The 24,360-nt window shown below is 67.5% G+C and carries 18 protein-coding genes and 1 pseudogene; 16 read left to right on the top strand and 3 right to left on the bottom strand.

Features of this window, described 5'->3' with window-relative positions:
• Nucleotides 1-58 precede the first annotated feature (58 nt).
• The 5 genes from ACEWX3_RS23445 (at nt 59) to ACEWX3_RS23425 (ending at nt 12,325) form a co-directional block, all read left to right on the top strand.
• Nucleotides 59-1,969, top strand: coding sequence for a hypothetical protein (locus tag ACEWX3_RS23445; protein ID WP_374157820.1), 1,911 nt, complete (start codon nt 59-61; stop codon nt 1,967-1,969).
• Between the two features lie 272 nt (nt 1,970-2,241).
• Entirely contained in the window at nt 2,242-5,754 is a 3,513-nt protein-coding gene (locus ACEWX3_RS23440) for a DNA-directed RNA polymerase subunit beta (protein WP_207064834.1), read from the top strand.
• A 59-nt stretch (nt 5,755-5,813) separates the two neighbouring features.
• Entirely contained in the window at nt 5,814-9,779 is a 3,966-nt protein-coding gene (locus tag ACEWX3_RS23435) for a DNA-directed RNA polymerase subunit beta' (protein ID WP_374157819.1), read from the top strand.
• A gap of 444 nt (nt 9,780-10,223) precedes the next feature.
• Complete coding sequence (locus ACEWX3_RS23430) at nt 10,224-10,976, top strand: deoxyribonuclease IV (protein ID WP_374157818.1); 753 nt, start codon at nt 10,224-10,226, stop codon at nt 10,974-10,976.
• 173 nt (nt 10,977-11,149) lie between these two features.
• Nucleotides 11,150-12,325 (top strand): phosphatase PAP2 family protein, encoded by a 1,176-nt coding sequence (locus ACEWX3_RS23425; protein ID WP_307726958.1) that lies wholly within the window; start codon nt 11,150-11,152, stop codon nt 12,323-12,325.
• Here ACEWX3_RS23425 and ACEWX3_RS23420 read toward each other — a convergent pair.
• Nucleotides 12,263-12,529: pseudogene (locus ACEWX3_RS23420) on the bottom strand (cupin domain-containing protein); the annotation flags it as partial. The gene ACEWX3_RS23425 and the pseudogene ACEWX3_RS23420 sit on opposite strands and share 63 nt — an antisense overlap.
• Nucleotides 12,530-12,773: 244 nt before the next feature.
• On the opposite strand from ACEWX3_RS23420, the gene ACEWX3_RS23415 reads away from it, so the two are divergent.
• The 4 genes from ACEWX3_RS23415 (at nt 12,774) to ACEWX3_RS23400 (ending at nt 16,942) form a co-directional block, all read left to right on the top strand.
• Nucleotides 12,774-14,426: an acyl-CoA dehydrogenase family protein gene (locus ACEWX3_RS23415; RefSeq protein ID WP_374157817.1), complete on the top strand. Its 1,653-nt coding sequence runs from the start codon at nt 12,774-12,776 to the stop codon at nt 14,424-14,426.
• A gap of 73 nt (nt 14,427-14,499) precedes the next feature.
• On the top strand, nt 14,500-15,438 hold the full coding sequence (locus ACEWX3_RS23410; protein WP_374157816.1) for a crotonase/enoyl-CoA hydratase family protein: 939 nt from the start codon (nt 14,500-14,502) through the stop codon (nt 15,436-15,438).
• An 11-nt stretch (nt 15,439-15,449) separates the two neighbouring features.
• On the top strand, nt 15,450-16,172 hold the full coding sequence (locus tag ACEWX3_RS23405) for a PaaX family transcriptional regulator C-terminal domain-containing protein (RefSeq protein ID WP_207064921.1): 723 nt from the start codon (nt 15,450-15,452) through the stop codon (nt 16,170-16,172).
• Nucleotides 16,169-16,942 (top strand): crotonase/enoyl-CoA hydratase family protein, encoded by a 774-nt coding sequence (locus tag ACEWX3_RS23400; RefSeq protein WP_374157815.1) that lies wholly within the window; start codon nt 16,169-16,171, stop codon nt 16,940-16,942. Before ACEWX3_RS23405 ends, ACEWX3_RS23400 begins: the two co-directional genes overlap by 4 nt.
• Nucleotides 16,943-16,945: 3 nt before the next feature.
• Here ACEWX3_RS23400 and ACEWX3_RS23395 read toward each other — a convergent pair whose 3' ends face one another.
• The gene (locus ACEWX3_RS23395) at nt 16,946-17,344 is read right to left on the bottom strand and encodes a DUF3060 domain-containing protein (protein ID WP_374157814.1); all 399 of its coding nucleotides are present in this window, start codon (nt 17,342-17,344) and stop codon (nt 16,946-16,948) included.
• A gap of 1 nt (nt 17,345) precedes the next feature.
• Entirely contained in the window at nt 17,346-17,684 is a 339-nt protein-coding gene (locus ACEWX3_RS23390; protein ID WP_221350863.1) for a DUF3060 domain-containing protein, read from the bottom strand.
• A gap of 195 nt (nt 17,685-17,879) precedes the next feature.
• On the opposite strand from ACEWX3_RS23390, the gene ACEWX3_RS23385 reads away from it, so the two are divergent.
• From ACEWX3_RS23385 to tuf, 7 genes are all read left to right on the top strand, one after another.
• A complete protein-coding gene (locus ACEWX3_RS23385) occupies nt 17,880-18,428 on the top strand; it encodes a DUF3558 domain-containing protein (protein ID WP_207065460.1) in 549 nt (182 codons plus the stop codon).
• A 1-nt stretch (nt 18,429) separates the two neighbouring features.
• Complete coding sequence (locus ACEWX3_RS23380) at nt 18,430-18,960, top strand: DUF3558 domain-containing protein (protein ID WP_221349490.1); 531 nt, start codon at nt 18,430-18,432, stop codon at nt 18,958-18,960.
• 93 nt (nt 18,961-19,053) lie between these two features.
• A complete protein-coding gene (locus tag ACEWX3_RS23375; protein WP_207065458.1) occupies nt 19,054-19,629 on the top strand; it encodes a TetR/AcrR family transcriptional regulator in 576 nt (191 codons plus the stop codon).
• Between the two features lie 317 nt (nt 19,630-19,946).
• Entirely contained in the window at nt 19,947-20,321 is a 375-nt protein-coding gene (rpsL, locus tag ACEWX3_RS23370) for a 30S ribosomal protein S12 (protein ID WP_152515674.1), read from the top strand.
• Nucleotides 20,321-20,791, top strand: a complete 471-nt coding sequence (gene rpsG, locus ACEWX3_RS23365; RefSeq protein ID WP_011558402.1) for a 30S ribosomal protein S7 — start codon at nt 20,321-20,323, stop codon at nt 20,789-20,791. Before rpsL ends, rpsG begins: the two co-directional genes overlap by 1 nt.
• 80 nt (nt 20,792-20,871) lie before the next feature.
• Entirely contained in the window at nt 20,872-22,977 is a 2,106-nt protein-coding gene (gene fusA, locus ACEWX3_RS23360; RefSeq protein WP_207065457.1) for an elongation factor G, read from the top strand.
• A 106-nt stretch (nt 22,978-23,083) separates the two neighbouring features.
• Complete coding sequence (gene tuf, locus ACEWX3_RS23355; RefSeq protein WP_152515676.1) at nt 23,084-24,274, top strand: elongation factor Tu; 1,191 nt, start codon at nt 23,084-23,086, stop codon at nt 24,272-24,274.
• Nucleotides 24,275-24,360 lie beyond the last annotated feature (86 nt).

Here is a 24,360-nt window from a genome sequence, read left to right as displayed (position 1 = left end):
CCGGCGGCCGGTCCGGCGGCCGCGATAGGTTTCGCTGGATTTCCTGACGGGAGCTGCGATGTTCGACCGGTGGTCGGTGGTTGTGGGGGCCGGCGTCGTCGCCGCCGGAATGTCGGCAGCGATGCTGGGCGGAGCCGGACTGGCGCTCGCGGCCGCGGACGGGGCAACCGGCGGGGGCGCCGACGCGGCGGAAACACAGCCGAGCACGCGCCCGGACTCCGAGGACAAGGACGGCAGCGCCGAGGCCGCCGCGTCGTCCGACGGTGCGGATCCGTCCGACCTCGCGGACGCTGTCGCCGAGGACGATTTCGGCGAGACCGATGATCTCGACGAGGGTGAGGCCGCTCCCGCTGACGACGGAGCCGTCGACGATGCGGACACCGGCGAGGCTGACGAGCCGCCGGCAGCGGTCGACGACGAGGCCGAGGACGCGAATATCCCCGAGGCCTCCGACGAGACTGATGGCGTCGACGACAGCGCCTCCGGGCGTGCGGCCGAGCCGGAAGGTGCCGCCGCGCCCGAGCGCGACGCGGAGCCGGAGCGCGACGCGGCGGAGACCGCAACGAACGAGCCGGTCGGCAACCCCACCGGCGACCCTGTCTTATCCAGCGACAGCGACAGAGACACCGGCTCCGGCACCGCGCCGGTCCCTGGGGAGGCCGCCGTCCCGGCCCCCTCAGCACCGTCGGCCGAGGCCGCGGCAGATCGCGCGCCCGTCGCCTCGCTGCGGTCCGTGCCGGCCTCGACGCAACTGGCCCTGACGTCGACGACGGCCGATGCCGACGACGCGACCAGTCACGCCGCCCCGCCCGCCCGGCAGACGCTGCTCAGCCTGCTGGGCACCATCGTGTTCAACGTCTACGGCGGATTGATCCGGGTGTTCGGTGGGCCCGCCCAGCTGCCCCGCGACAGCACCGTGACGGTGCGCAGCTCGACGCTGGAGATCGATTGCGGCGAGGGCTACGAGGTGCCCGCCGACTGGTACGTGCCGGCGGGGCCGACTCCGCAGCGGCTGGTCTATCTGCAGCACGGCTTCCTGGCTGCCGGACCGTTCTACAGCTACACCGCGGCCCGGCTGGCCGAGTCGACCAACAGCATCGTCGTCACGACGTCGCTGACGTCGAACTTCCTGGCCTGCGACGGCTGTTGGCTGGGCGGTTCGCCGATGCACCGCGCCGTCGCCGACCTGTTCGCCGACGGCAACACTGCGCTGGCGGAGAGCGCCCTGGCCGCCGGCTACAGCGCCACGCTGCTCGACGGCGTCGAGCAGGTCGCACTGACCGGACACTCGCTGGGCGGCGGGCTGGTCGCGGGCACTGCGGGCTACATGGTCGGCAACGGCAGCGCCGACCGGCTCGCCGGAGTCGTCATGCTCGACGGGGTGGGCTTCGGCTCGGTGGTTCCGGACGCGCTGGACGCGCTGCCCGATGACGTGCCCATCTACAACCTCGCCGGCCGGTCCTACTTCTGGAACATCAGCGGTGCGGCGAACACGGCCCTCAGCGACGCCCGCCCCGGTGAGTTCGTCGGGGTAAGACTGGTCGACGGTCTGCACTCGGACACCATGCTGGGTGGCAACCCGCTGGTCCAGTTTGCGCTGTACCTCGTCACGGGGTTCTCGCGGGAGCAGAACATCGACGCCTCCGAGATCCTGAACGCAGCCTGGCTCAATGACATGTTCGCCGGTCAGGCCACCGCGCCCTACTACGGCGACCCGGGTGAGGTGCTGCAGATCGACACCCCGCGGGGGCTTGCGACCGCCTATGTGACCCCGGGCCCGGCGGAGCGCTTGAGTCTGATCGACCATCTGTTGACCTTCGGCGCGACCATCCTGTTCGGCATCGACTTCGCGACCTGTGCCGACGAGCCGGCAGAAAACGTGTCATTTTCTGGGCCGGACACGCTCCTATCTCTTGACGGAAGGACGAAACCGGGCCAATCTATTGGCCAGCATGTTTGCACGGGTTGAGATGGCCAGCCAGCGCCTGACCGCCCTCGCGTGGGCTTGTTGAGGAATACGCCGTCCTGCGGTACTGTTGGACGTTGCGCTGGCTGCATCCTGCCCACCCTCCATCACCGCGCTGATCACGTGGACCACGCCTGAGCCGAAACACCACGCTCAGTGATCTGGTCGCGTGCCGTGCGTCGGGGGTTCTCCGGGCTTGACGGGCCAGCCGAACCGACGCAGATATCGCGGCTCATAGGGATCCGGCTTGCCGGTCCCCCGAATGGTCGCATGAGGTGCTGGAAGGATGCATCTTGGCAGGGTCCCGCCAGATCAGTTCAGAAGTAGCTACCGATTACTCCGTTCCCGGAGCACCTAACCGAATTTCTTTCGCCAAGCTCCGTGAGCCGTTGAAGGTTCCCGGGCTGCTGGACGTCCAAACCGAGTCATTCGAGTGGCTGGTCGGCTCCGACGACTGGTTCCAGCGAGCCGTCGACCGCGGTGACGTGGAACCGCGCGGCGGTCTCCAGGAGGTGCTCGAAGAGCTGTCGCCGATCGAGGATTTCTCGGGCTCGATGTCCCTGTCGTTCTCCGATCCGCGCTTCGACGAGGTCAAGGCGCCCGTCGACGAGTGCAAAGACAAGGACATGACGTACGCGGCCCCGCTGTTCGTCACGGCCGAGTTCATCAACAACAACACCGGTGAGATCAAGAGCCAGACGGTGTTCATGGGTGACTTCCCGATGATGACCGAGAAGGGCACCTTCATCATCAACGGCACCGAGCGCGTCGTCGTGTCGCAGCTCGTCCGTTCGCCCGGTGTCTATTTCGACGAGAGCATCGACAAGTCCACCGAGAAGCTGCTGCACAGCGTCAAGGTGATCCCCGGCCGCGGCGCGTGGCTGGAGTTCGACGTCGACAAGCGCGACACCGTCGGCGTGCGCATCGACCGCAAGCGCCGCCAGCCGGTCACCGTGCTGCTCAAGGCGTTGGGCTGGACAAACGAGCAGATCACCGAGCGTTTCGGGTTCTCCGAGATCATGATGTCCACGCTGGAGAAGGACAACACGGCCGGCACCGACGAGGCGCTGCTCGACATCTACCGCAAGCTGCGCCCGGGCGAGCCGCCGACCAAGGAATCCGCGCAGACGCTGCTGGAGAACCTGTTCTTCAAGGAGAAGCGCTACGACCTGGCCCGGGTGGGCCGCTACAAGGTCAACAAGAAGCTGGGTCTGCACTCCGGTGAACCGATCACCAGCTCGACGCTGACCGAAGAGGACATCGTCGCCACCATCGAGTACCTGGTGCGGCTGCACGCCGGGGACACCACGATGACGGTGCCCGGCGGAGTCGAGGTGCCCGTCGAGGTCGATGACATCGACCACTTCGGCAACCGTCGTCTGCGCACCGTCGGCGAGCTGATCCAGAACCAGATCCGGGTCGGCCTGTCGCGGATGGAACGCGTCGTGCGTGAGCGCATGACCACTCAGGACGTCGAGGCCATCACGCCGCAGACCCTGATCAACATCCGTCCCGTCGTGGCGGCGATCAAGGAGTTCTTCGGCACCAGCCAGCTGTCGCAGTTCATGGACCAGAACAACCCGCTGTCGGGTCTGACCCACAAGCGCCGCCTGTCGGCGCTGGGCCCCGGCGGTCTGTCCCGTGAGCGCGCCGGCCTCGAGGTCCGCGACGTGCACCCCAGCCACTACGGCCGGATGTGCCCGATCGAGACCCCGGAGGGCCCGAACATCGGCCTGATCGGCTCGCTGTCGGTGTACGCCCGGGTCAACCCGTTCGGGTTCATCGAGACGCCGTACCGCAAGGTCGTCGACGGTGTCGTCACCGATGACATCGTCTACCTGACCGCCGACGAGGAGGACCGCCACGTCGTGGCGCAGGCCAACTCGCCGCTGGATCCGGAATCGCAGCGCTTCACCGAGGACCGCGTCCTGGTCCGCCGCAAGGGCGGCGAGGTCGAGTACGTCTCCTCGGCCGAGGTGGACTACATGGACGTCTCGCCGCGCCAGATGGTGTCGGTCGCGACGGCGATGATCCCGTTCCTCGAACACGACGACGCCAACCGCGCCCTCATGGGTGCCAACATGCAGCGCCAGGCCGTTCCGCTGGTGCGCAGCGAGGCCCCGCTGGTCGGTACCGGGATGGAGTTGCGCGCCGCGATCGACGCGGGCGACGTCGTCGTCGCCGACAAGGCCGGCGTGATCGAGGAGGTCAGCGCCGACTACGTCACCGTGATGGCCGACGACGGCACCCGGCACACCTACCGGATGCGCAAGTTCGCCCGCTCCAACCACGGCACGTGCGCCAACCAGCGTCCGATCGTGGACGCCGGTCAGCGGGTCGAGGCGGGTCAGGTCATCGCCGACGGGCCGTGCACCGAGAACGGTGAGATGGCGCTGGGCAAGAACCTGCTCGTCGCGATCATGCCGTGGGAGGGCCACAACTACGAGGACGCGATCATCCTCAGCAACCGTCTGGTCGAAGAGGATGTGCTCACCTCGATCCACATCGAGGAGCACGAGATCGACGCCCGCGACACCAAGCTGGGCGCCGAGGAGATCACCCGGGACATCCCGAACGTCTCCGATGAGGTGCTGGCCGACCTCGACGAGCGCGGCATCGTCCGCATCGGCGCCGAGGTCCGCGACGGCGACATCCTGGTCGGCAAGGTCACCCCGAAGGGCGAGACCGAGCTGACCCCGGAGGAGCGGCTGCTCCGCGCGATCTTCGGTGAGAAGGCGCGCGAGGTCCGCGACACGTCGCTGAAGGTGCCGCACGGTGAGTCCGGCAAGGTCATCGGCATCCGCGTGTTCTCCCGTGAGGACGACGACGAGCTGCCCGCCGGCGTCAACGAGTTGGTGCGCGTCTACGTCGCGCAGAAGCGCAAGATCTCCGACGGCGACAAGCTGGCCGGACGCCACGGCAACAAGGGCGTCATCGGCAAGATCCTGCCCGTCGAGGACATGCCGTTCCTGCCTGACGGCACCCCGGTGGACATCATCCTGAACACCCACGGTGTGCCGCGTCGTATGAACATCGGCCAGATCCTGGAAACCCACCTCGGGTGGGTCGCCAAGGCCGGCTGGAACATCGACGTGGTGGGTGGCACGCCCGACTGGGCGTCGAACCTGCCGGAGGACCTGCTGTCGGCGCCGTCCGACAGCATCGTCGCCACCCCGGTGTTCGACGGTGCCCGCGAGAACGAGCTGTCGGGTCTGCTCGGTTCGACGCTGCCCAACCGCGACGGCGAGACGATGGTCAACTCCGACGGCAAGGCGGTGCTGTTCGACGGCCGCAGCGGAGAGCCGTTCCCGTACCCGGTGACGGTCGGCTACATGTACATCCTCAAGCTGCACCACCTGGTGGACGACAAGATCCACGCCCGCTCGACCGGTCCGTACTCGATGATCACCCAGCAGCCGCTGGGCGGTAAGGCGCAGTTCGGTGGTCAGCGGTTCGGTGAGATGGAGTGCTGGGCCATGCAGGCCTACGGCGCGGCCTACACGCTGCAGGAGCTGTTGACCATCAAGTCCGACGACACCGTCGGCCGGGTCAAGGTGTACGAGGCGATCGTCAAGGGCGAGAACATCCCCGAGCCGGGCATCCCCGAGTCGTTCAAGGTGCTGCTCAAGGAGCTGCAGTCACTGTGCCTCAACGTCGAGGTGTTGTCGTCGGACGGCGCCGCGATCGAGATGCGTGACGGTGACGACGAGGACCTGGAGCGCGCTGCGGCCAACCTCGGCATCAACCTGTCCCGCAACGAGTCCGCGTCGGTTGAGGATCTCGCCTGATCCTCGAGCTCGCTTAAGTAGTGATTGTTTTCTAATCCCGAAAGGGGAAAGGGAGTTACGTGTTAGACGTCAACTTCTTCGATGAACTCCGCATCGGTCTGGCCACCGCGGACGACATCCGTAACTGGTCCTACGGTGAGGTCAAGAAGCCGGAGACCATCAACTACCGCACGCTCAAGCCGGAAAAGGACGGCCTGTTCTGCGAGAAGATCTTCGGACCGACTCGCGACTGGGAGTGCTACTGCGGCAAGTACAAGCGCGTCCGCTTCAAGGGCATCATCTGTGAGCGCTGCGGCGTCGAGGTGACCCGCGCCAAGGTGCGTCGTGAGCGGATGGGCCACATCGAGCTGGCCGCGCCGGTCACCCACATCTGGTACTTCAAGGGTGTGCCGTCGCGGCTCGGGTATCTGCTCGACCTGGCGCCCAAGGATCTCGAGAAGATCATCTACTTCGCGGCCTACGTCATCACCGCGGTCGACGACGAGATGCGGCACAACGAGCTGTCCACCCTCGAAGCCGAGATGGCCGTCGAGCGCAAGGCCGTCGAGGACCAGCGTGACGCCGACCTCGAGGCGCGGGCGCAGAAGCTCGAGGCCGACATGAAGGAGCTCGAGGACGAGGGCGCCAAGTCCGACGTCAAGCGCAAGGTGCGTGACGGCGGCGAGCGCGAGATGCGTCAGCTGCGCGACCGGGCCCAGCGCGAGCTGGACCGGCTCGAGGAGATCTGGACGACGTTCACCAAGCTGGCTCCCAAGCAGCTGATCGTCGACGAGTTGCTCTACCGCGAGCTGCAGGACCGCTACGGCGAGTACTTCGAGGGCGCCATGGGTGCCGAGTCGATCAAGAAGCTCATCGAGAACTTCGACATCGAGGCCGAGGCCGAGAACCTGCGCGAGGTCATCCGCAGCGGCAAGGGTCAGAAGAAGCTGCGCGCGCTCAAGCGCCTCAAGGTCGTCGCGGCCTTCCAGACCAACAGCAACTCGCCGATGGGCATGGTGCTCGACGCGGTTCCGGTGATCCCGCCGGAGCTGCGACCGATGGTTCAGCTCGACGGTGGCCGCTTCGCCACCTCCGACCTGAACGACCTGTACCGCCGCGTCATCAACCGCAACAACCGGCTCAAGCGTCTGATCGACCTCGGTGCGCCCGAGATCATCGTCAACAACGAGAAGCGCATGCTCCAGGAGTCGGTGGACGCGCTGTTCGACAACGGCCGCCGCGGCCGCCCGGTCACCGGACCGGGCAACCGTCCGCTGAAGTCGCTGTCGGATCTGCTCAAGGGCAAGCAGGGCCGGTTCCGGCAGAACCTGCTCGGTAAGCGTGTCGACTACTCGGGCCGTTCGGTCATCGTGGTCGGTCCGCAGCTCAAGCTGCACCAGTGCGGTCTGCCCAAGCTGATGGCGCTCGAGCTGTTCAAGCCGTTCGTGATGAAGCGCCTGGTCGACCTGAACCACGCGCAGAACATCAAGAGCGCCAAGCGCATGGTCGAGCGTCAGCGGCCCCAGGTGTGGGACGTCCTCGAAGAGGTCATCGCCGAGCACCCGGTGCTGCTCAACCGCGCGCCCACGCTGCACCGCCTCGGTATCCAGGCCTTCGAGCCGCAGCTGGTGGAGGGCAAGGCCATCCAGCTGCACCCGCTGGTGTGTGAGGCGTTCAACGCCGACTTCGACGGCGACCAGATGGCCGTGCACCTGCCGCTGAGCGCGGAGGCACAGGCCGAGGCCCGCATTTTGATGCTGTCCTCGAACAACATCCTGTCGCCGGCGTCGGGTCGTCCGCTGGCCATGCCCCGTCTGGACATGGTGACCGGTCTGTACTACCTGACCACCGAGATCGACGGTGACCTCGGCGAGTACACCGCTGCCGCCAAGGATCAGCCGGAGACCGGTGTGTTCAGCTCGCCGGCCGAGGCCATCATGGCGATGGATCGCGGTGCGCTGAGCGTGCGGGCCAAGATCCGGGTGCGGCTGAGCCAGCTGCGTCCGCCCGCCGACGTCGAGGCCGAGTTGTTCCCGGACGGCTGGAAGCCCGGCGATGCCTGGACCGCGCACACCACGTTGGGCCGGGTGCTGTTCAACGAGCTGCTGCCGCCGACGTACGCGTTCGTCAACGAGCAGATGCACAAGAAGGTGCAGGCGCGGATCATCAACGATCTGGCCGAGCGCTTCCCGATGATCGTCGTCGCGCAGACCGTCGACAAGCTCAAGGACGCCGGCTTCTTCTGGGCGACCCGCTCCGGTGTGACGGTCTCCATGGCCGACGTGCTGGTGCCGCCGCAGAAGCAGGAGATCCTGGACCGGTACGAGACCGAGGCCGACGGCATCGAGAAGAAGTACCAGCGCGGCGCGCTCAACCACGACGAGCGCAACGAGGCCCTGGTCAAGATCTGGCAGGACGCCACCGAAGAGGTCGGTGAGGCGCTGCGCGCCCACTACCCGAAGGACAACCCGATCATCACGATCGTGGATTCGGGCGCCACGGGTAACTTCACCCAGACGCGGACCCTGGCCGGCATGAAGGGTCTGGTGACCAACCCGAAGGGTGAGTTCATCCCGCGTCCGATCAAGTCCTCGTTCCGTGAGGGCCTGACGGTGCTGGAGTACTTCATCAACACCCACGGCGCCCGTAAGGGTCTGGCGGACACGGCGCTGCGTACGGCCGACTCGGGTTACCTGACCCGTCGTCTGGTCGACGTGTCGCAGGACGTCATCGTCCGCGAGACCGACTGCGAGACCGAGCGCGGCATCAACGTCACGCTGGCCGAGCGGGCCGACGGTGCTGATGGGGGGGCTACGCTCGTCCGCGATCAGCACATCGAGACGTCGGCGTATGCCCGCACGCTGGCCACCGACGCGGTCGACGCCGACGGCAACGTGGTCGTCGAGCGTGGTCACGACCTGGGCGATCCGGCCATCGAGGCGCTGCTGGCCGCGGGTATCACCGAGGTGAAGGTCCGCTCCGTGCTGACCTGCGCGACCGGCACCGGCGTCTGCGCGATGTGCTACGGCCGTTCGATGGCGACCGGCAAGCTGGTCGACATCGGCGAGGCGGTCGGCATCGTGGCCGCGCAGTCCATCGGTGAGCCCGGTACGCAGCTGACGATGCGTACCTTCCACCAGGGCGGTGTGACCGGTGGCGCCGACATCGTCGGTGGTCTGCCGCGTGTGCAGGAGCTGTTCGAGGCTCGTGTTCCGCGCAACCGGGCCCCGATCGCCGACGTCTCCGGACGGGTGCAGCTGGAGGAGAGCGAGAAGTTCTACAAGATCACCATCGTTCCCGATGACGGGGGCGAGGAGGTCGTGTACGACAAGCTCTCCCGTCGTCAGCGCCTGAAGGTGTTCAAGCACGAGGACGGCTCCGAGCGTCTGCTGACCGACGGCGATCACGTCGAGGTGGGCCAGCAGCTGCTGGAAGGTTCGGCCGATCCGCACGAGGTGCTGCGCGTCCAGGGTCCCCGCGAGGTGCAGATCCACCTCGTCAAGGAGGTCCAGGAGGTCTACCGGGCCCAGGGTGTGTCGATCCACGACAAGCACATCGAGGTCATCGTGCGGCAGATGCTGCGTCGCGTGACGATCATCGATTCGGGTGCGACGGAGTTCCTGCCCGGTTCGCTGACCGAGCGTGCCGAGTTCGAGTCGGAGAACCGCCGGGTCGTCGCCGAGGGTGGCGAGCCCGCGGCCGGTCGTCCGGTGCTGATGGGTATCACGAAGGCGTCGCTGGCCACCGATTCGTGGCTGTCGGCGGCGTCGTTCCAGGAGACCACGCGCGTGCTGACCGATGCGGCGATCAACTGCCGCAGCGACAAGCTGCAGGGTCTGAAGGAGAACGTGATCATCGGCAAGCTGATCCCGGCCGGTACCGGCATCAACCGGTACCGCAACATCCAGGTGCAGCCGACCGAAGAGGCCCGTGCCGCGGCGTACACGATCCCGTCCTACGAGGATCAGTACTACAGCCCGGACTTCGGCCAGGCCACCGGCGCTGCGGTGCCGCTGGACGACTACGGCTACTCGGACTACCGGTAGTCAGTCTCGGAAATGCCCCCGCCTCTTCGGAGGCGGGGGCTTTTTCGTGCGCCTCTGCGCGGCGAGACAGTGGCGGTGCGGGCCGAGCGTGGCGGTGCGCGCCGAGCGTGGTGCGCGCAGGCCGCGGTGAGCGCAGGCCGCGGTGAGCTCCGGTCGCCCTGCGTGCCGAGAGTGAATGCCGGTCGCCTCTGCGCGCCGAGCGTGAAGTGTGTGCGACATCCGGTGCCCGTTTTCGCACAGGATTCACACTGGGCGAGCGTCGATACGGGGATCCGCTGTCGACGTTCGTGCCGCCAACGGTGCCGGAGCCGGTACGGGAGTCGGCCGTCGACGTTCGTGCCGCCAACGGTGCCGGAGCCGGTACGGGAGTCGGCCGCCGACGACCGTCCCGACGACTCCTCCCGCACAGGCGTGCTGTCCGGACTGCCGCCTAGACTCGGGGCCGTGTTGATCGGATCCCATGTCCACGGTGATGACCCCCTGGCGGCGGCCCAGTCAGACGGAGCCGATGTGGTGCAGTTCTTCCTCGGCAACCCGCAGAGCTGGAAGAAGCCGCCGCCCCGTGAGGATGCCGACGTGCTGAAGGCGTCGCCGATTCCGATCTACGTACACGCCCCCTACCTGATCAACGTGGCCTCGGCCAACAATCGGGTGCGGATCCCGTCCCGCAAGATCTTGCAGGAGACCTGCAATGCCGCTGCGGCGGTCAACGCCACCGCCGTGATCGTGCACGGCGGCCACGCGGACGACAACGACATGGACGCCGGTTTCGAGCGCTGGGTCAAGGCACTGGACTACCTCGAGACCGACGTGCCCGTCTACCTGGAGAACACGGCAGGCGGAGATCACGCCATGGCCCGGCACTTCGACACCATCGCCAGACTGTGGGACCACATCGGCGACAAGGGCATCGGGTTCTGCCTGGACACCTGCCACGCCTGGGCTGCGGGTGAAGCGCTGATCGATGCAGTGGAGCGGATCCAGTCGATCACCGGCCGCATCGACCTGGTGCACTGCAACGACTCGCGGGATGCGGCCGGATCCGGGGCCGACCGGCACGCCAACTTCGGCACCGGCCAGATCGATCCCCAACTGCTTGTCGCGGTCGTCGAAGCCGCGGACGCGCCGGTCATCTGTGAAACCGCCGACGAGGGGCGCAAGGACGACATCGCGTTCCTGCGCGACAACCTTCGCTGATCCGGCTGATGGGTCACGCTCAGATCCCAGAACGAGCGTTGAACGGCGGGTAGCGGCGCGGTTAATTAGTCTGACCCGGGGAATGCCCTCCGTTCCCGCGTCGGAAGGCAGCCGTGTCCGTATCTGATCAGTCGTCGAGTGAGCTGGCGTCGGACCAGGGGTCCCCGGCCGATGTGGGTCGCGACGGCTGGTTGCGCGTCGCCCGGTGGGTGGCTGTCGCGGTGTGGGCGACCGTCATCGTGTGGCGCACCGTCACCGACGGCTTCGCCTTCAACCGCGAGCTGCTGCTGCTCTACATCTGCACAGGTCTGGTAGCGGCGAGCATCGGGCAGGGTCGCCGCGTGCTCTATGTGGTGCGCGACTGGCTGCCGTTCGCCGTGGTCCTGCTGGCCTACGACCTGAGCAGGGGAGCGGCCTCCGTCGTGGGCCGTCCGACCCTGTGGCAATGGCAGGCCGACGTGGATCGGTGGATGTTCTTCGGCGTGATGCCGACCGTATGGCTGCAGGAACGTCTGAAGCTGCCGCACCCGCCGTGGTGGGAAGTGGTCATCAGCAGCGTCTACATGTCGTTCTTCATCCTGCCGTACGTGATCGCCGGTGCCCTGTGGCTGCGCAACCGCGACGAGTGGAAGGCCTTCGTCCGGCTGTTCGTGACGCTGTCGTTCACGGCGCTGGTCATCTACGCGTTGGTGCCGGCGGCACCCCCGTGGGCGGCGGCGCGCTGCACGGCGGCAGATGTCGACGGCGGTCCGTCGGGGCCGCGCTGCATGTTCCGCTCGGCCCGCGGCGTGGAAGACGGGGGTCTACTCGGCGCGATGCAGGTATCCCAGGACGGCGCGAACGGCTGGATCGAGCGCATCGTCGGGCGGGGCTGGGGCAAGCTGAACCTGCATTCGGCCAGTGCACTGATCGATCAGGGGCAAGCCAGCGTCAATCTGGTGGCGGCGATCCCGTCGCTGCATGCCGGGCTGTCGGCAGCCATCGCGGTGTTCCTGTGGAACCGCGTTCAGCGCCGCTGGCGACCGGTGCTGGTGGCCTATCCGTTGACCATGGCGTTCACGCTGGTCTACACCGCTGAGCATTACGTCGTCGACATCCTGTTGGGCTGGGTGCTGGCCGCGGTCGTGCTCACGGGGCTCACCCGGTGGGACGCGATGCGCGCGGCGCGGCGTAACCGGCGCGACGCTGTCCCGTCGCGTGAGCCGGCCCCGCTAGAGCTGCGTGAGATAGACCTTGCGCAGAGTCTCGTGCACCGTCCACACCGTCTGCGTCGCCGCCGCGAGCCGAACGATGTCGCCGGGGCCGAGGCGCAGCGACGGGCTGCCGTCGACGAAGTCAACGCTGGCTGAGCCCGACAGGACGACGAACACCTCGTCGGCCTCGATGTCCCGCATGACGCCGGGGGTCATCTCCCATATCCCGACCTCGAGCCCGCCGAAGTCGGTCAGCGTCGCGGCTGCGGTGCTGGGCGTCCCGTCGACGCGTTGATCGGCCGGAACGGGTTCCGGTTCGAGGTGCAGGGAGCTGGCCGCCACGACGGAGTTGGGCTTCATCGGACAAGTATGCGGACACCGGTGCGCATTCACCGGCGCGCGGTCGCTGCATGCGAGGTCACTGCCCGCGAGGTCACTGCACGCGCAGCCGCCGTGCGGTCATCGGCGCGTTCACCGGCCGCGAGCGGGCGTTGACTGCCAGAAATTGCGAGCGTTTCGCCGCGCAGACGCGCACTCACGGAAATGCCCGGCCATCGTATTACAGTTTGTTGTGCGACTGCAGAAAAGATGTAACACTGCCACCATGGCTGCTTCCGACACGCATGTCGTCACCAACCAGGTTCCGCCGCTGGAGAACTACAACCCGGCCACCTCGCCCGTCCTGGCCGAGGCGCTGATCCGCGAAGGCGGTCAATGGGGCACCGACGAGGTGTTCGAACTGGGCGCACTCTCGGGTTCGGCGCAGGCTCAACGATGGGGCGAGCTTGCCGATCGCCACCGTCCGGTGCTGCACACCCACGACAGCGTCGGTCACCGCGTCGACGAGGTGGAGTACGACCCCGCCTATCACGAACTGATGAGTGTGGCGGTCGGCCACGGCCTGCACGCCGCTCCCTGGGCGGATGACCGGCCGGGTGCGCACGTGGTGCGGGCGGCCAAGACCTCGGTGTGGACCCCCGAGCCGGGCCACATCTGCCCGATCTCGATGACCTACGCCGTGGTGCCGGCGCTGCGTCACAACCCCGAACTGGCGGCCGTCTACGAACCGCTGCTGACCAGCCGCGCCTACGATCCGGTGCTTGCCGTACCCACGACGAAGGCGGGCATCACCGCAGGCATGTCGATGACCGAGAAGCAGGGCGGCTCCGACGTGCGGGCCGGCACCACGCAGGCTGTGCCGAACGGTGACGGGACCTACCGGCTCACCGGACACAAGTGGTTCACCTCCGCGCCGATGTGCGACATCTTCCTGGTGCTCGCCCAAACAGCCGGGGTCGAGCGAAGCGACGGGGGATTGAGCTGCTTCTTCCTGCCCCGGATCCTCCCCGACGGCAGCCGCAACCGGATGTTCCTGCAGCGGCTGAAGGACAAACTGGGCAACCACGCCAACGCGTCCAGTGAGGTCGAGTACGACGGCGCCACCGCGTGGCTCGTCGGCGAGGAGGGTCGCGGGGTAGCGACCATCATCGAGATGGTCAACCTGACCCGGCTGGATTGCACGCTGGGTAGTGCGACCAGCATGCGAAACGGCCTCACCCGCGCGATCCACCACGCGCAGCACCGAAAAGCCTTCGGCGCCTACCTGATCGATCAGCCGTTGATGCGCAATGTGCTGGCCGATCTCGCTGTCGAGGCCGAGGCGGCGACGATGCTGGCGATGCGGATGGCCGGCGCCACCGACCGGGCGGTGCGCGGCGACGAGCGGGAGACACTGCTGCGCCGCATCGGTCTGGCCGCGGCCAAGTACTGGGTGTGCAAGCGGGCGACCCCGCACGCCGCCGAGGCGATGGAGTGCCTCGGCGGCAACGGCTACGTCGAGGACTCCGGGATGCCGCGGCTCTACCGCGAAGCACCGCTGATGGGGATCTGGGAGGGCTCCGGCAACGTCAGCGCGCTGGACACCCTGCGCGCGATGGCGACCAAGCCCGAATGCATCGACGTGCTGTTCGACGAGCTCGCCGGCACCGAGGGGCAGGACGTCCGGCAGGATCGCCGCGTGGCGGAGCTCAAGGCGTCTCTCGGCGACGCCGAGACGATTCAGTACCGGGCCCGCAAGGTGGCCGAGGACATCTCGCTGGCGCTGCAGGGCTCGTTGCTGCTGCGCCACGGTCACCCGGCGGTGGCCGAAGTGTTCCTCGCCAGCCGGCTGGGCGGACAGTGGGGCGGGGCGTTCGGCACGCTGCCCACCGGCCTGGACCTCGCGCCGGTCCTCGAACGAGCCATGGTCAAGGCGTGAGCGCGCGCGACATGCCAGAACTGCGCGGCCTGTGGTGTGCCGACGCGCGCGCTGGCGGGGACATGGTGACCTCATGACCCACGCGATCAGGCCCGTCGACTTCGACGATCTGAAGACGATGACCTACGAGGTCACCGACCGGGTCGCCCGCATCACGTTCAACCGCCCGGAGAAGGGCAACGCGATCATCGCCGACACGCCGCTGGAACTCTCGGCGCTGGTGGAGCGGGCCGACCTGGATCCCGACGTGCACGTCATCCTGGTGTCGGGGCGCGGCGAAGGATTCTGCGCCGGATTCGACCTGTCCGCCTACGCCGAGGGATCGTCGTCGGCCGGCGGTGGCAGCCCCTACCGCGACACCGTGTTGTCGGGCCGGACGCAGGCCGTCAACCATCTGCCCGATCAACCGTGGGACCCGATGATCGACTATCAGATGATGAGCCGGTTCGTCCGCGGGTTCGCCAGCCTCATGCACGCCGACAAGCCGACGGTCGTCAAGATCCACGGGTACTGCATCGCCGGGGGCACCGACATCGCCCTGCACGCCGACCAGGTGATCGCCGCTGCCGACGCCAAGATCGGTTACCCGCCGACCCGGGTGTGGGGGGTGCCGGCCGCCGGGATGTGGGCGCACCGCCTGGGTGATCAACGCGCCAAACGGCTTCTGCTGACCGGCGACTGCCTCACCGGGGCGCAGGCCGCCGAGTGGGGACTCGCCGTCGAGGCACCCGACGCCGCGGATCTCGACGAGCGCACCGAACGGCTGGTGCAGCGCATTGCCGCGGTTCCGGTCAACCAGCTGATCATGGTCAAGCTCGCGATGAACAGCGCGCTGTACAACCAGGGCGTGGCCAACAGCGCGATGATCTCCACCGTGTTCGACGGCGTCGCCCGACACACCCCCGAAGGGCACGCGTTCGTCGCCGACGCCCGCGAGCACGGCTTCCGTGACGCCGTGCGCCGCCGCGACGAGCCGTTCGGCGACCACGGCCGGAAGGCTTCCGGGGTGTGACGGTGGCGACCCTGTCGCGGATGACCGCTCGCTCGGTGGTGCTCAGCGTGCTGCTGGGCGCCCACCCCGCTTCGGCCACGGCAAGCGAGTTGCTCAGGCTGACAGCGGATTTCGACCTCAAAGAGCCGACTGTGCGGGTCGCGCTGACCCGCATGGTGGGGGCGGGGGACCTGGTGCGGTCCGCGGACGGCTACCGGCTGTCCGACCGCCTGCTGGCCCGGCAGCGACGCCAGGACGACGCCATCGACCCGCACACCCGCCCATGGGACGGTTCGTGGCGGACGGTGGTGATCACCGGCGTCGGCGGTGACGCGCGTACCCGCGCTGCACTGCGAACGGCCCTGCAGGACCGGCGGTTCGGCGAACTGCGCGAAGGGGTGTGGATGCGTCCGGCCAACCTGGACATCGATACCGACCCGGAGCTGAGCGACCGGGTCCGGACGCTGACGGCCCGCGACGACGCTCCGGCTCAGCTGGCGGCACTGCTGTGGGATCTGCCCGCGTGGGCGCGCTCCGGACACGCCCTGCTCGACGAGATGGCCTCGGCGCCCGACATTCCCGCACGCTTCGTCGTCGCGGCGGGCATCGTCCGGCACCTGCTCACCGATCCGGTGCTGCCCGACGAGCTGCTACCGGCGGCCTGGCCCGGCGCCGCACTGCGCCGCGCCTACCACGACTTCGCCGCCGAACTGGTCGCGCGGCGTGACGATGTCGACCTGATGGAGGCGAAATGACCGATTCGGCAGGCGGGGTGCGCGTCGAGAGGAACGGCGCGGTCACCACGGTCATCATGGACCGCCCGCACGCGCGCAACGCCGTCAACGGCCCGGCCGCCGCCGAGTTGCACGCCGCGTTCGACGACTTCGATTCCGACGACAGCGCCGCCGTCGCGGTGCTGTGGGGTGACAACGGCACCTTCTGCGCCGGAGCCGATCTCAAGGCGTTCGGTACCGCTGAGTCCAATCCCGTGCACCGCAGCGGTCCCGGCCCGATGGGGCCCAGCCGGATGGTGTTGTCCAAGCCGGTGATCGCGGCGATCAGCGGCTTCGCCGTCGCCGGAGGGCTGGAACTGGCGCTGTGGGCCGATCTGCGGGTGGTCGAGGAGGACGCCACCATGGGGGTGTTCTGCCGGCGTTGGGGGGTGCCGCTGATCGACGGCGGCACCGTACGGCTGCCCCGCCTGATCGGGCACAGCCGGGCGATGGACCTGATCCTGACCGGCCGTGCCGTAGGAGCCGAGGAAGCCCTGGCGATCGGGTTGGCCAACCGGGTGGTGCCCACCGGCCAAGCCCGGGACAAGGCCGAGGAACTGGCCGCCGAACTCGCCGCCCTACCTCAGCAGTGCCTGCGCGCGGACCGCCTGTCGGTGCTGCACCAATGGGGCCGATCCGAGGCCGAGGCGATGGACTTCGAGTTCGGCAGCATGTCCCGAGTGGCGGCCGAATCGCTCGAGGGTGCTTCCCGGTTCGCGGCCGGCGCCGGCCGTCACGGCGCCAAGGCCTGAGAGTCAGCCCTTGGAGATGTTGTTGTTGGTCCCGGTGTCGTTGACCGTCGGCTCACCCTGCTGATACGTCACGGTGTTGTTCAATCCGACCACGGTCAGCTCGTTGTCGACCCGCTCGAAGGTCACTTTGTTGTCCGCTCCGCCGATGTTGACGTTGGCGCACGCGCCGCTGACCGTCAGCGTGTTGTTGGACCCGCCGATGTTCAGCGACTTGCCCTCGCCGCAGTCGAGGTCGGCGGTGGTGCCGAACGACCCGTAGTTGATCGTGTTGCCGATCTCCACCTGGGCACCCGAGGTGCCCGCTGTCACCGTCGGGCTACCGTCCTGGTCGCCCGAGCCGCACCCGGCCAGGGCCAGCGCGGCCACGGCTGTGACGATCCCGGCGCCGATCCTGCGACGCATGTCAGGCCGGCACCTGGTTGATCCGGTTGGTCATGCCGAGCTCGCGGCCCCGGTCCCACACGATGGGTGCGCCGTTCTTGTAGAACACGGTCTGATCCCACCCGTAGACGGTGATGTCGTTGATCACGTTGTCGGCGACGATGACGTTGGACGAGCCCTGCACCGTCACGGCCCAGCAGGTGCCGAGCGCGTTGATCTGGTTGGCGGTGCCGTTGACGTGCAGCGTGCCGTTGTTGCAGTCCAAGGTCTGCACGACACCTTGTCCGGTGATGTGGGTGTCGCCGTTGATGGCGTGCGCGGCCGGCGCCCCGCCCAGCAGGACGGCCGACGCCGTCACCATGCCGGCCGTCAGTGCCCGACCCACGATCCTGGCAGCCGTTGTTGTCACGGTGCACCCCTTTGCTCGTCCGCGTGCGGCCCCGACAGCCACCGAAAGCTTACGATGCCGGTCGCCGTCGGCGACGCCGTTCCCGGGTTCGCTCCTTGCGCTGATACGGGTCGCCCGCGGCGGCGGTGCTCGGTAGCGTGAGCGGCGATGCGCCGAGGTGTCCCACAGATTTCTCTCGCCGCGGTCACCGTGACAGCGACCGTGGTCGCGTGCTCGCAGACCGTGACCGGAACGGCCCAGCGCGCCGAATCCGAGGCGGTCGACGCCACTCGCAGCTACGGATACGTCGACGACCGGTGCGGACTGCTCGACGACAGCTCGGTGCAGGAGACGCTGGGCGCGGCCGAGGTGACCCGGCCTTACAGCGGTGCCGTGTGCCAGTACATCCTGGCGCGGCGGTCCGGGTCGGGTTCGTCGACGACGATCGACGTCACGTTCTCCTGGTTCGAGACCGGCGAACTCGAGCGGGAACGTCGGCTCGCCGAGGCCCGCGGCGCCGTCATCACCGAGTTCGACGTCGAACGCCACAAAGCCTTCTCCGCGCGCCGCGACACCACCGGCGCCGCGTGCTCGGTCACCGCGGCCGCCGGCACCGGCGTGCTCAGCTGGTGGGTGCAGATGCGCGGGCAGAGAACCGGGGATCCGTGCGCGGAGGCGCAGAAATTGATGGCCGCGACGCTGCAGTCGGACCTCTGACATGCGCGGCGCGCGCGTCGCGGCCCGGCTCGCCGCATCGGCGGGGGCGGCGGTGATGCTGGCCGGCTGCGGCGGCGCCCCGGCACCCGATCAGCAGGCCGCCGGCGCCGAGCCCGGGCCCGGGTTCGACAGTGCGGACTGCAATGGCGTCACGACGGCCGACATCGAGCGGGTGGTCGGGTCGAACCTGTTCAAGCAGGCGGTGATCGGCGACGCCGGCTGTTTCTGGCAGGAGAACACCATGATCGGCAGCGTCGGGGCCGGGATGGGGATCTCGACCTGGTGGTACCGGGGCAGCGACATGGCGACCGAACGCGAACTCGAGGGGCTGGCCGGCCGGGAAGTCACCGAGCTGGCGATGGAGGGTAACGACGGGTTCATGGCCTTCGACGACACGGCGTGCAGCATCTACGTGGCCAAGGGCGACGACGTCATCACCTGGTCGATCCAGACGATGAACTCGGCCACGCTGCCCGATCTGTGCGGGATCGTCGACGAGCTCGCCCAGCTCAGCCAGGACCGGGTGAACTGAGCGCCGCAGCAGGCCGGTTGCGGAGAGCAGCTAGAGTTTCTCGCTGACCCGGCTGCTTCCGCGGCCGGTCAGGCACCGACCAGGGGGATGAAAATGGCAGCTCGGCCGCCGCGATCGGCGAGGCTGAGCCGCGACTCCATCGTCAACGCGGCCCTGACGTTCCTCGACCGCGAAGGCTGGGACGCGCTGACGATCAACGCGCTGGCCAATCAGCTGGGCACCAAGGGCCCGTCGCTGTACAACCACGTGCACAGCCTCGACGACCTGCGCCGCACGGTGCGGATGCGCGTGGTCGGCGACATCATCGACATGCTCACCACGGTGGGCCAGGGCCGCACTCCCGACGACGCGGTTACGGTCATGGCCAGCGCCTATCGCAGCTACGCCCACCACCACCCGGGCCGGTACTCGGCGTTCACCCGCATGCCGTTGGGCGGTGACGACCCCGAGTTCACCGAGGCCACCCATGCCGCAGCCGCCCCCGTCATCGCGGTGCTGTCGTCCTACGGCCTCGACGACGAGGCCGCGTTCTACGCCGCGCTGGAGTTCTGGTCCGCGATGCACGGGTTCGTGCTCCTGGAGATGACCGGGGTGATGAACGGCATCGACACCGATGTCGTATTCACCGACATGGTGATGAGATTGGCCGCGGGTATGCGGTCGCGGTGATAGGTCTGCGAGCAGGAGCCGCAGGTCAGCGGGTTTTGTCGAGGTCGGCGGCCCTGGTATTGTGGACCGTCGTGCCTGGCAGACAAGGCGCGTTGTGGTTCTCGCATGTCGGGGATTCGGCAAGCTTGCCTACACGCCGGGCCAATTTGCATGTCTGCGCCGTGGGTGCCTTGGAAATTACTCCGAGAACACGCGGCGGCCGCATGCGACACGCCCGGAAGCGGGGTAGCGCAACCGGGTGAAACCGCAGTACGACAGAACTTAAAAGCAATTTCGAGCACGACCGTCACACGACGAGGAACACAGAAAGCCGGTACATGCCAACCATCAACCAGCTGGTCCGCAAGGGTCGCCACGACAAGGTCGCCAAGGTCAAGACCGCGGCTCTGAAGGGCAGCCCGCAGCGTCGCGGCGTGTGCACCCGCGTGTACACGACCACCCCCAAGAAGCCGAACTCCGCGCTTCGCAAGGTTGCGCGCGTGCGTCTGACCAGTGCGGTCGAGGTCACCGCCTACATCCCGGGCGAAGGGCACAACCTGCAGGAGCACTCGATGGTGCTCGTGCGCGGCGGTCGTGTGAAGGACCTGCCCGGTGTGCGCTACAAGATCATCCGCGGGTCGCTGGACACCCAGGGCGTCAAGAACCGTAAGCAAGCCCGCAGCCGTTACGGCGCGAAGAAGGAGAAGAGCTGATGCCGCGCAAGGGACCCGCGCCCAAGCGTCCGTTGGTCAACGACCCCGTCTACGGGTCGCAGCTGGTCACCCAGCTGGTGAACAAGGTGCTGCTGGACGGGAAGAAATCGCTGGCCGAGCGCATTGTCTATGGTGCGCTCGAACAGGCCCGCGACAAGACCGGCACCGATCCGGTCGTCACCCTCAAGCGCGCGCTGGACAACGTCAAGCCCGCCCTCGAGGTGCGCAGCCGCCGCGTCGGCGGCGCGACCTACCAGGTGCCGGTGGAGGTCCGTCCGGACCGTTCGGTGACCCTGGCGCTGCGTTGGCTGGTGAGCTTCTCCAAGGCCCGCCGCGAGAAGACCATGGTCGAGCGCCTGGCGAACGAGATCCTCGACGCCAGCAACGGCCTGGGTGCCGCCGTCAAGCGACGCGAGGACACCCACAAGATGGCCGAGGCCAACCGCGCCTTCGCGCACTACCGCTGGTGATTTCAGCGCCGGCGTAGCGAAGAGGCTGCGGACGGCGGCACGACACACCTAACTAGAAGCGAAAGAGTGGGAATTTAGCCGTGGCACAGAAGGACGTGCTGACCGACCTCACGAAGGTCCGCAACATCGGCATCATGGCGCACATCGATGCCGGCAAGACGACGACGACCGAGCGCATCCTCTTCTACACCGGCATCAGCTACAAGATCGGTGAAGTGCACGACGGTGCCGCCGTCATGGACTGGATGGAGCAGGAGCAGGAGCGTGGTATCACCATCACCTCCGCTGCGACGACCTGTTTCTGGGGCGACAACCAGATCAACATCATCGACACCCCCGGCCACGTCGACTTCACCGTCGAGGTGGAGCGGTCGCTGCGCGTGCTCGACGGCGCAGTGGCGGTGTTCGACGGCAAAGAGGGTGTCGAGCCGCAGTCCGAGCAGGTGTGGCGCCAGGCCGACAAGTACGACGTTCCCCGCATCTGCTTCGTCAACAAGATGGACAAGCTGGGCGCCGACTTCTACTTCTCGGTGCGCACCATGGAAGAGCGCCTCGGCGCCAACGTGATTCCGATCCAGCTGCCGATCGGCGCCGAGGGCGACTTCTCCGGCGTCGTCGACCTGGTGGAGATGAACGCCAAGGTGTGGAGCGCCGAAGCCAAGCTCGGCGAGAAGTACGACACCGTCGAGATCCCCGCCGACATGGCCGAGAAGGCCGAGGAGTACCGCACCAAGCTGCTCGAGGCGGTCGCCGAGACCGACGAGGCGCTGCTGGAGAAGTACGTCGGCGGCGAGGAGCTGTCGATCGACGAGGTCAAGGGCGCGATCCGCAAGCTGACGATCACCTCCGAGGCCTACCCGGTGCTGTGCGGCAGCGCGTTCAAGAACAAGGGCGTGCAGCCCATGCTCGACGCGGTCATCGACTACCTGCCGTCGCCGCTGGACGTGCCGCCGGCCGAGGGGCACGCCCCCGGCAAGGAAGACGAGCTGCTGACCCGCAACCCGAACACCGACGAGCCGTTCTCGGGCCTGGCGTTCAAGGTGGCGACGCACCCGTTCTTCGGCAAGCTGACCTACGTGCGCGTGTACTCGGGCACCGTCGAGTCGGGCAGCCAGGTCATCAACGCGACCAAGGGCAAGAAGGAGCGGCTGGGCAAGCTGTTCCAGATGCACTCCAACAAGGAGAACCCCGTCGAGCGCGCGTCCGCCGGGCACATCTACGCCGTCATCGGACTCAAGGACACCACCACCGGTGACACCCTGAGCGACCCGAACGAGCAGATCGTGCTCGAGTCGATGACGTTCCCGGACCCGGTCATCGAGGTCGCCATCGAGCCCAAGACCAAGAGCGACCAGGAGAAGCTGGGCACCGCGATCCAGAAGCTCGCCGAAGAGGATCCCACCTTCAAGGTGCACCTGGACCAGGAGACCGGCCAGACCGTCATCGGCGGCATGGGCGAGCTGCACCTGGACATCCTGGTGGACCGCATGAAGCGCGAGTTCAAGGTCGAGGCCAACGTCGGCAAGCCGCAGGTGGCCTACCGCGAGACCATCCGCCGCAAGGTGGAGAAGGTCGAGTTCACCCACAAGAAGCAGACGGGTGGCTCGGGTCAGTTCGCGAAGGTGCTCATCGACCTCGAACCGTTCACCGGCGAGGACGGTGCGACCTACGAGTTCGAGAACAAGGTCACCGGTGGCCGCATCCCGCGTGAGTACATCCCGTCGGTGGACGCCGGCGCCCAGGACGCCATGCAGTACGGCGTGCTGGCCGGCTATCCGCTGGTGAACATCAAGGTGACGCTGCTCGACGGCGCCTTCCACGAGGTCGACTCGTCGGAAATGGCGTTCAAGGTGGCCGGCTCGCAGGTGCTGAAGAAGGCCGCGCAGGCTGCGCAGCCCGTCATCCTCGAGCCCATCATGGCCGTCGAGGTCACGACGCCCGAGGACTACATGGGCGACGTGATCGGCGACCTGAACTCCCGCCGTGGTCAGATCCAGGCCATGGAAGAGCGCAGCGGTGCGCGCGTCGTCAAGGCGCAGGTTCCGCTGTCGGAGATGTTCGGCTACGTCGGCGACCTGCGGTCGCGGACCCAGGGCCGGGCGAACTACTCCATGGTGTTCGACTCGTACGCCGAGGTTCCGGCGAACGTGGCGAAGGAGATCATCGCGAAGGCGACGGGTCAGTAAGCTGACCCGCCGCCCTGGCGGGACCGCACAACTGCAAAAATTTCGGTAGAACGACGATCAACCCTGCTTTAACCAGAAGCACCAACAAGTCCAGGAGGACACAGAAGTGGCGAAGGCGAAGTTCGAGCGGACGAAGCCGCACGTCAACATCGGGACCATCGGTCACGTTGACCACGGCAAGACCACGCTGACTGCAGCAATCACCAAGGTTCTGCACGACAAATTCCCCGAGTTGAACGAGTCGCGCGCATTCGACCAGATCGACAATGCGCCCGAGGAGCGTCAGCGCGGTATCACGATCAACATCTCCCACGTGGAGTACCAGACCGACAAGCGTCACTACGCACACGTCGACGCCCCCGGTCACGCTGACTACATCAAGAACATGATCACCGGTGCCGCCCAGATGGACGGCGCGATCCTGGTGGTCGCCGCCACGGACGGCCCGATGCCGCAGACCCGCGAGCACGTGCTGCTCGCCCGTCAGGTCGGTGTGCCCTACATCCTGGTCGCACTGAACAAGTCCGACGCCGTCGACGACGAGGAGCTCATCGAGCTCGTCGAGATGGAGGTCCGCGAACTGCTGGCCGCCCAGGACTTCGACGAGGACGCCCCGGTCGTGCGCGTCTCGGCGCTCAAGGCGCTCGAGGGCGACGAGAAGTGGGTCAAGTCGGTCGAGGAGCTCATGGAGGCCGTCGACGCGTCCATCCCGGACCCGGTCCGCGAGACCGACAAGCCGTTCCTGATGCCCGTCGAGGACGTCTTCACCATCACCGGCCGCGGCACCGTGGTCACCGGTCGTGTGGAGCGCGGCGTGGTCAACGTGAACGAGGAAGTCGAGATCGTCGGCATCCGTCCCGGCACCACCAAGACCACGGTCACCGGTGTCGAGATGTTCCGCAAGCTGCTCGACCAGGGCCAGGCCGGCGACAACGTCGGTCTGCTGCTGCGCGGCATCAAGCGTGAGGACGTCGAGCGCGGCCAGGTCGTGACCAAGCCGGGCACCACCACCCCGCACACCGACTTCGAGGGCCAGGTCTACATCCTGTCCAAGGACGAGGGTGGCCGTCACACGCCGTTCTTCAACAACTACCGTCCGCAGTTCTACTTCCGCACCACCGACGTGACCGGTGTGGTGACGCTGCCGGAGGGCACCGAGATGGTGATGCCGGGCGACAACACCGACATCTCCGTCAAGCTGATCCAGCCCGTCGCCATGGACGAGGGCCTGCGCTTCGCGATCCGCGAGGGCGGCCGCACCGTCGGCGCCGGCCGGGTCACGAAGATCATCAAGTAGGCCCGCCTACGGGATCATCAAGTAGGCACCGCCTACGGGATCATCAAGTGATCTAGGCACCTGCCAACGAAAGTGGCGCTCACCCC

The organism is Mycobacterium sp. G7A2 (assembly GCF_041902445.1).
Lineage (GTDB): Bacteria > Actinomycetota > Actinomycetes > Mycobacteriales > Mycobacteriaceae > Mycobacterium.
Note: the sequence above shows the minus strand (reverse complement) of the source record. Positions and strands in the feature narration are given on the sequence as shown.

Bases quoted from the DNA above. Each gene is read 5' to 3' on its own strand.
- rpsG (WP_011558402.1), top strand. From the start codon at position 20,321: ATGCCGCGCAAGGGACCCGCGCCCAAGCGTCCGTTGGTCAACGACCCC.
- ACEWX3_RS23390 (WP_221350863.1), bottom strand. From the start codon at position 17,684: ATGGTGACGGCGTCGGCCGTCCTGCTGGGCGGGGCGCCGGCCGCGCAC.
- ACEWX3_RS23415 (WP_374157817.1), top strand. From the start codon at position 12,774: ATGGCTGCTTCCGACACGCATGTCGTCACCAACCAGGTTCCGCCGCTG.
- ACEWX3_RS23375 (WP_207065458.1), top strand. From the start codon at position 19,054: ATGGCAGCTCGGCCGCCGCGATCGGCGAGGCTGAGCCGCGACTCCATC.
- rpsL (WP_152515674.1), top strand. From the start codon at position 19,947: ATGCCAACCATCAACCAGCTGGTCCGCAAGGGTCGCCACGACAAGGTC.
- ACEWX3_RS23380 (WP_221349490.1), top strand. From the start codon at position 18,430: ATGCGCGGCGCGCGCGTCGCGGCCCGGCTCGCCGCATCGGCGGGGGCG.
- ACEWX3_RS23410 (WP_374157816.1), top strand. From the start codon at position 14,500: ATGACCCACGCGATCAGGCCCGTCGACTTCGACGATCTGAAGACGATG.
- ACEWX3_RS23400 (WP_374157815.1), top strand. From the start codon at position 16,169: ATGACCGATTCGGCAGGCGGGGTGCGCGTCGAGAGGAACGGCGCGGTC.
- ACEWX3_RS23445 (WP_374157820.1), top strand. From the start codon at position 59: ATGTTCGACCGGTGGTCGGTGGTTGTGGGGGCCGGCGTCGTCGCCGCC.
- ACEWX3_RS23385 (WP_207065460.1), top strand. From the start codon at position 17,880: ATGCGCCGAGGTGTCCCACAGATTTCTCTCGCCGCGGTCACCGTGACA.
- ACEWX3_RS23395 (WP_374157814.1), bottom strand. From the start codon at position 17,344: ATGCGTCGCAGGATCGGCGCCGGGATCGTCACAGCCGTGGCCGCGCTG.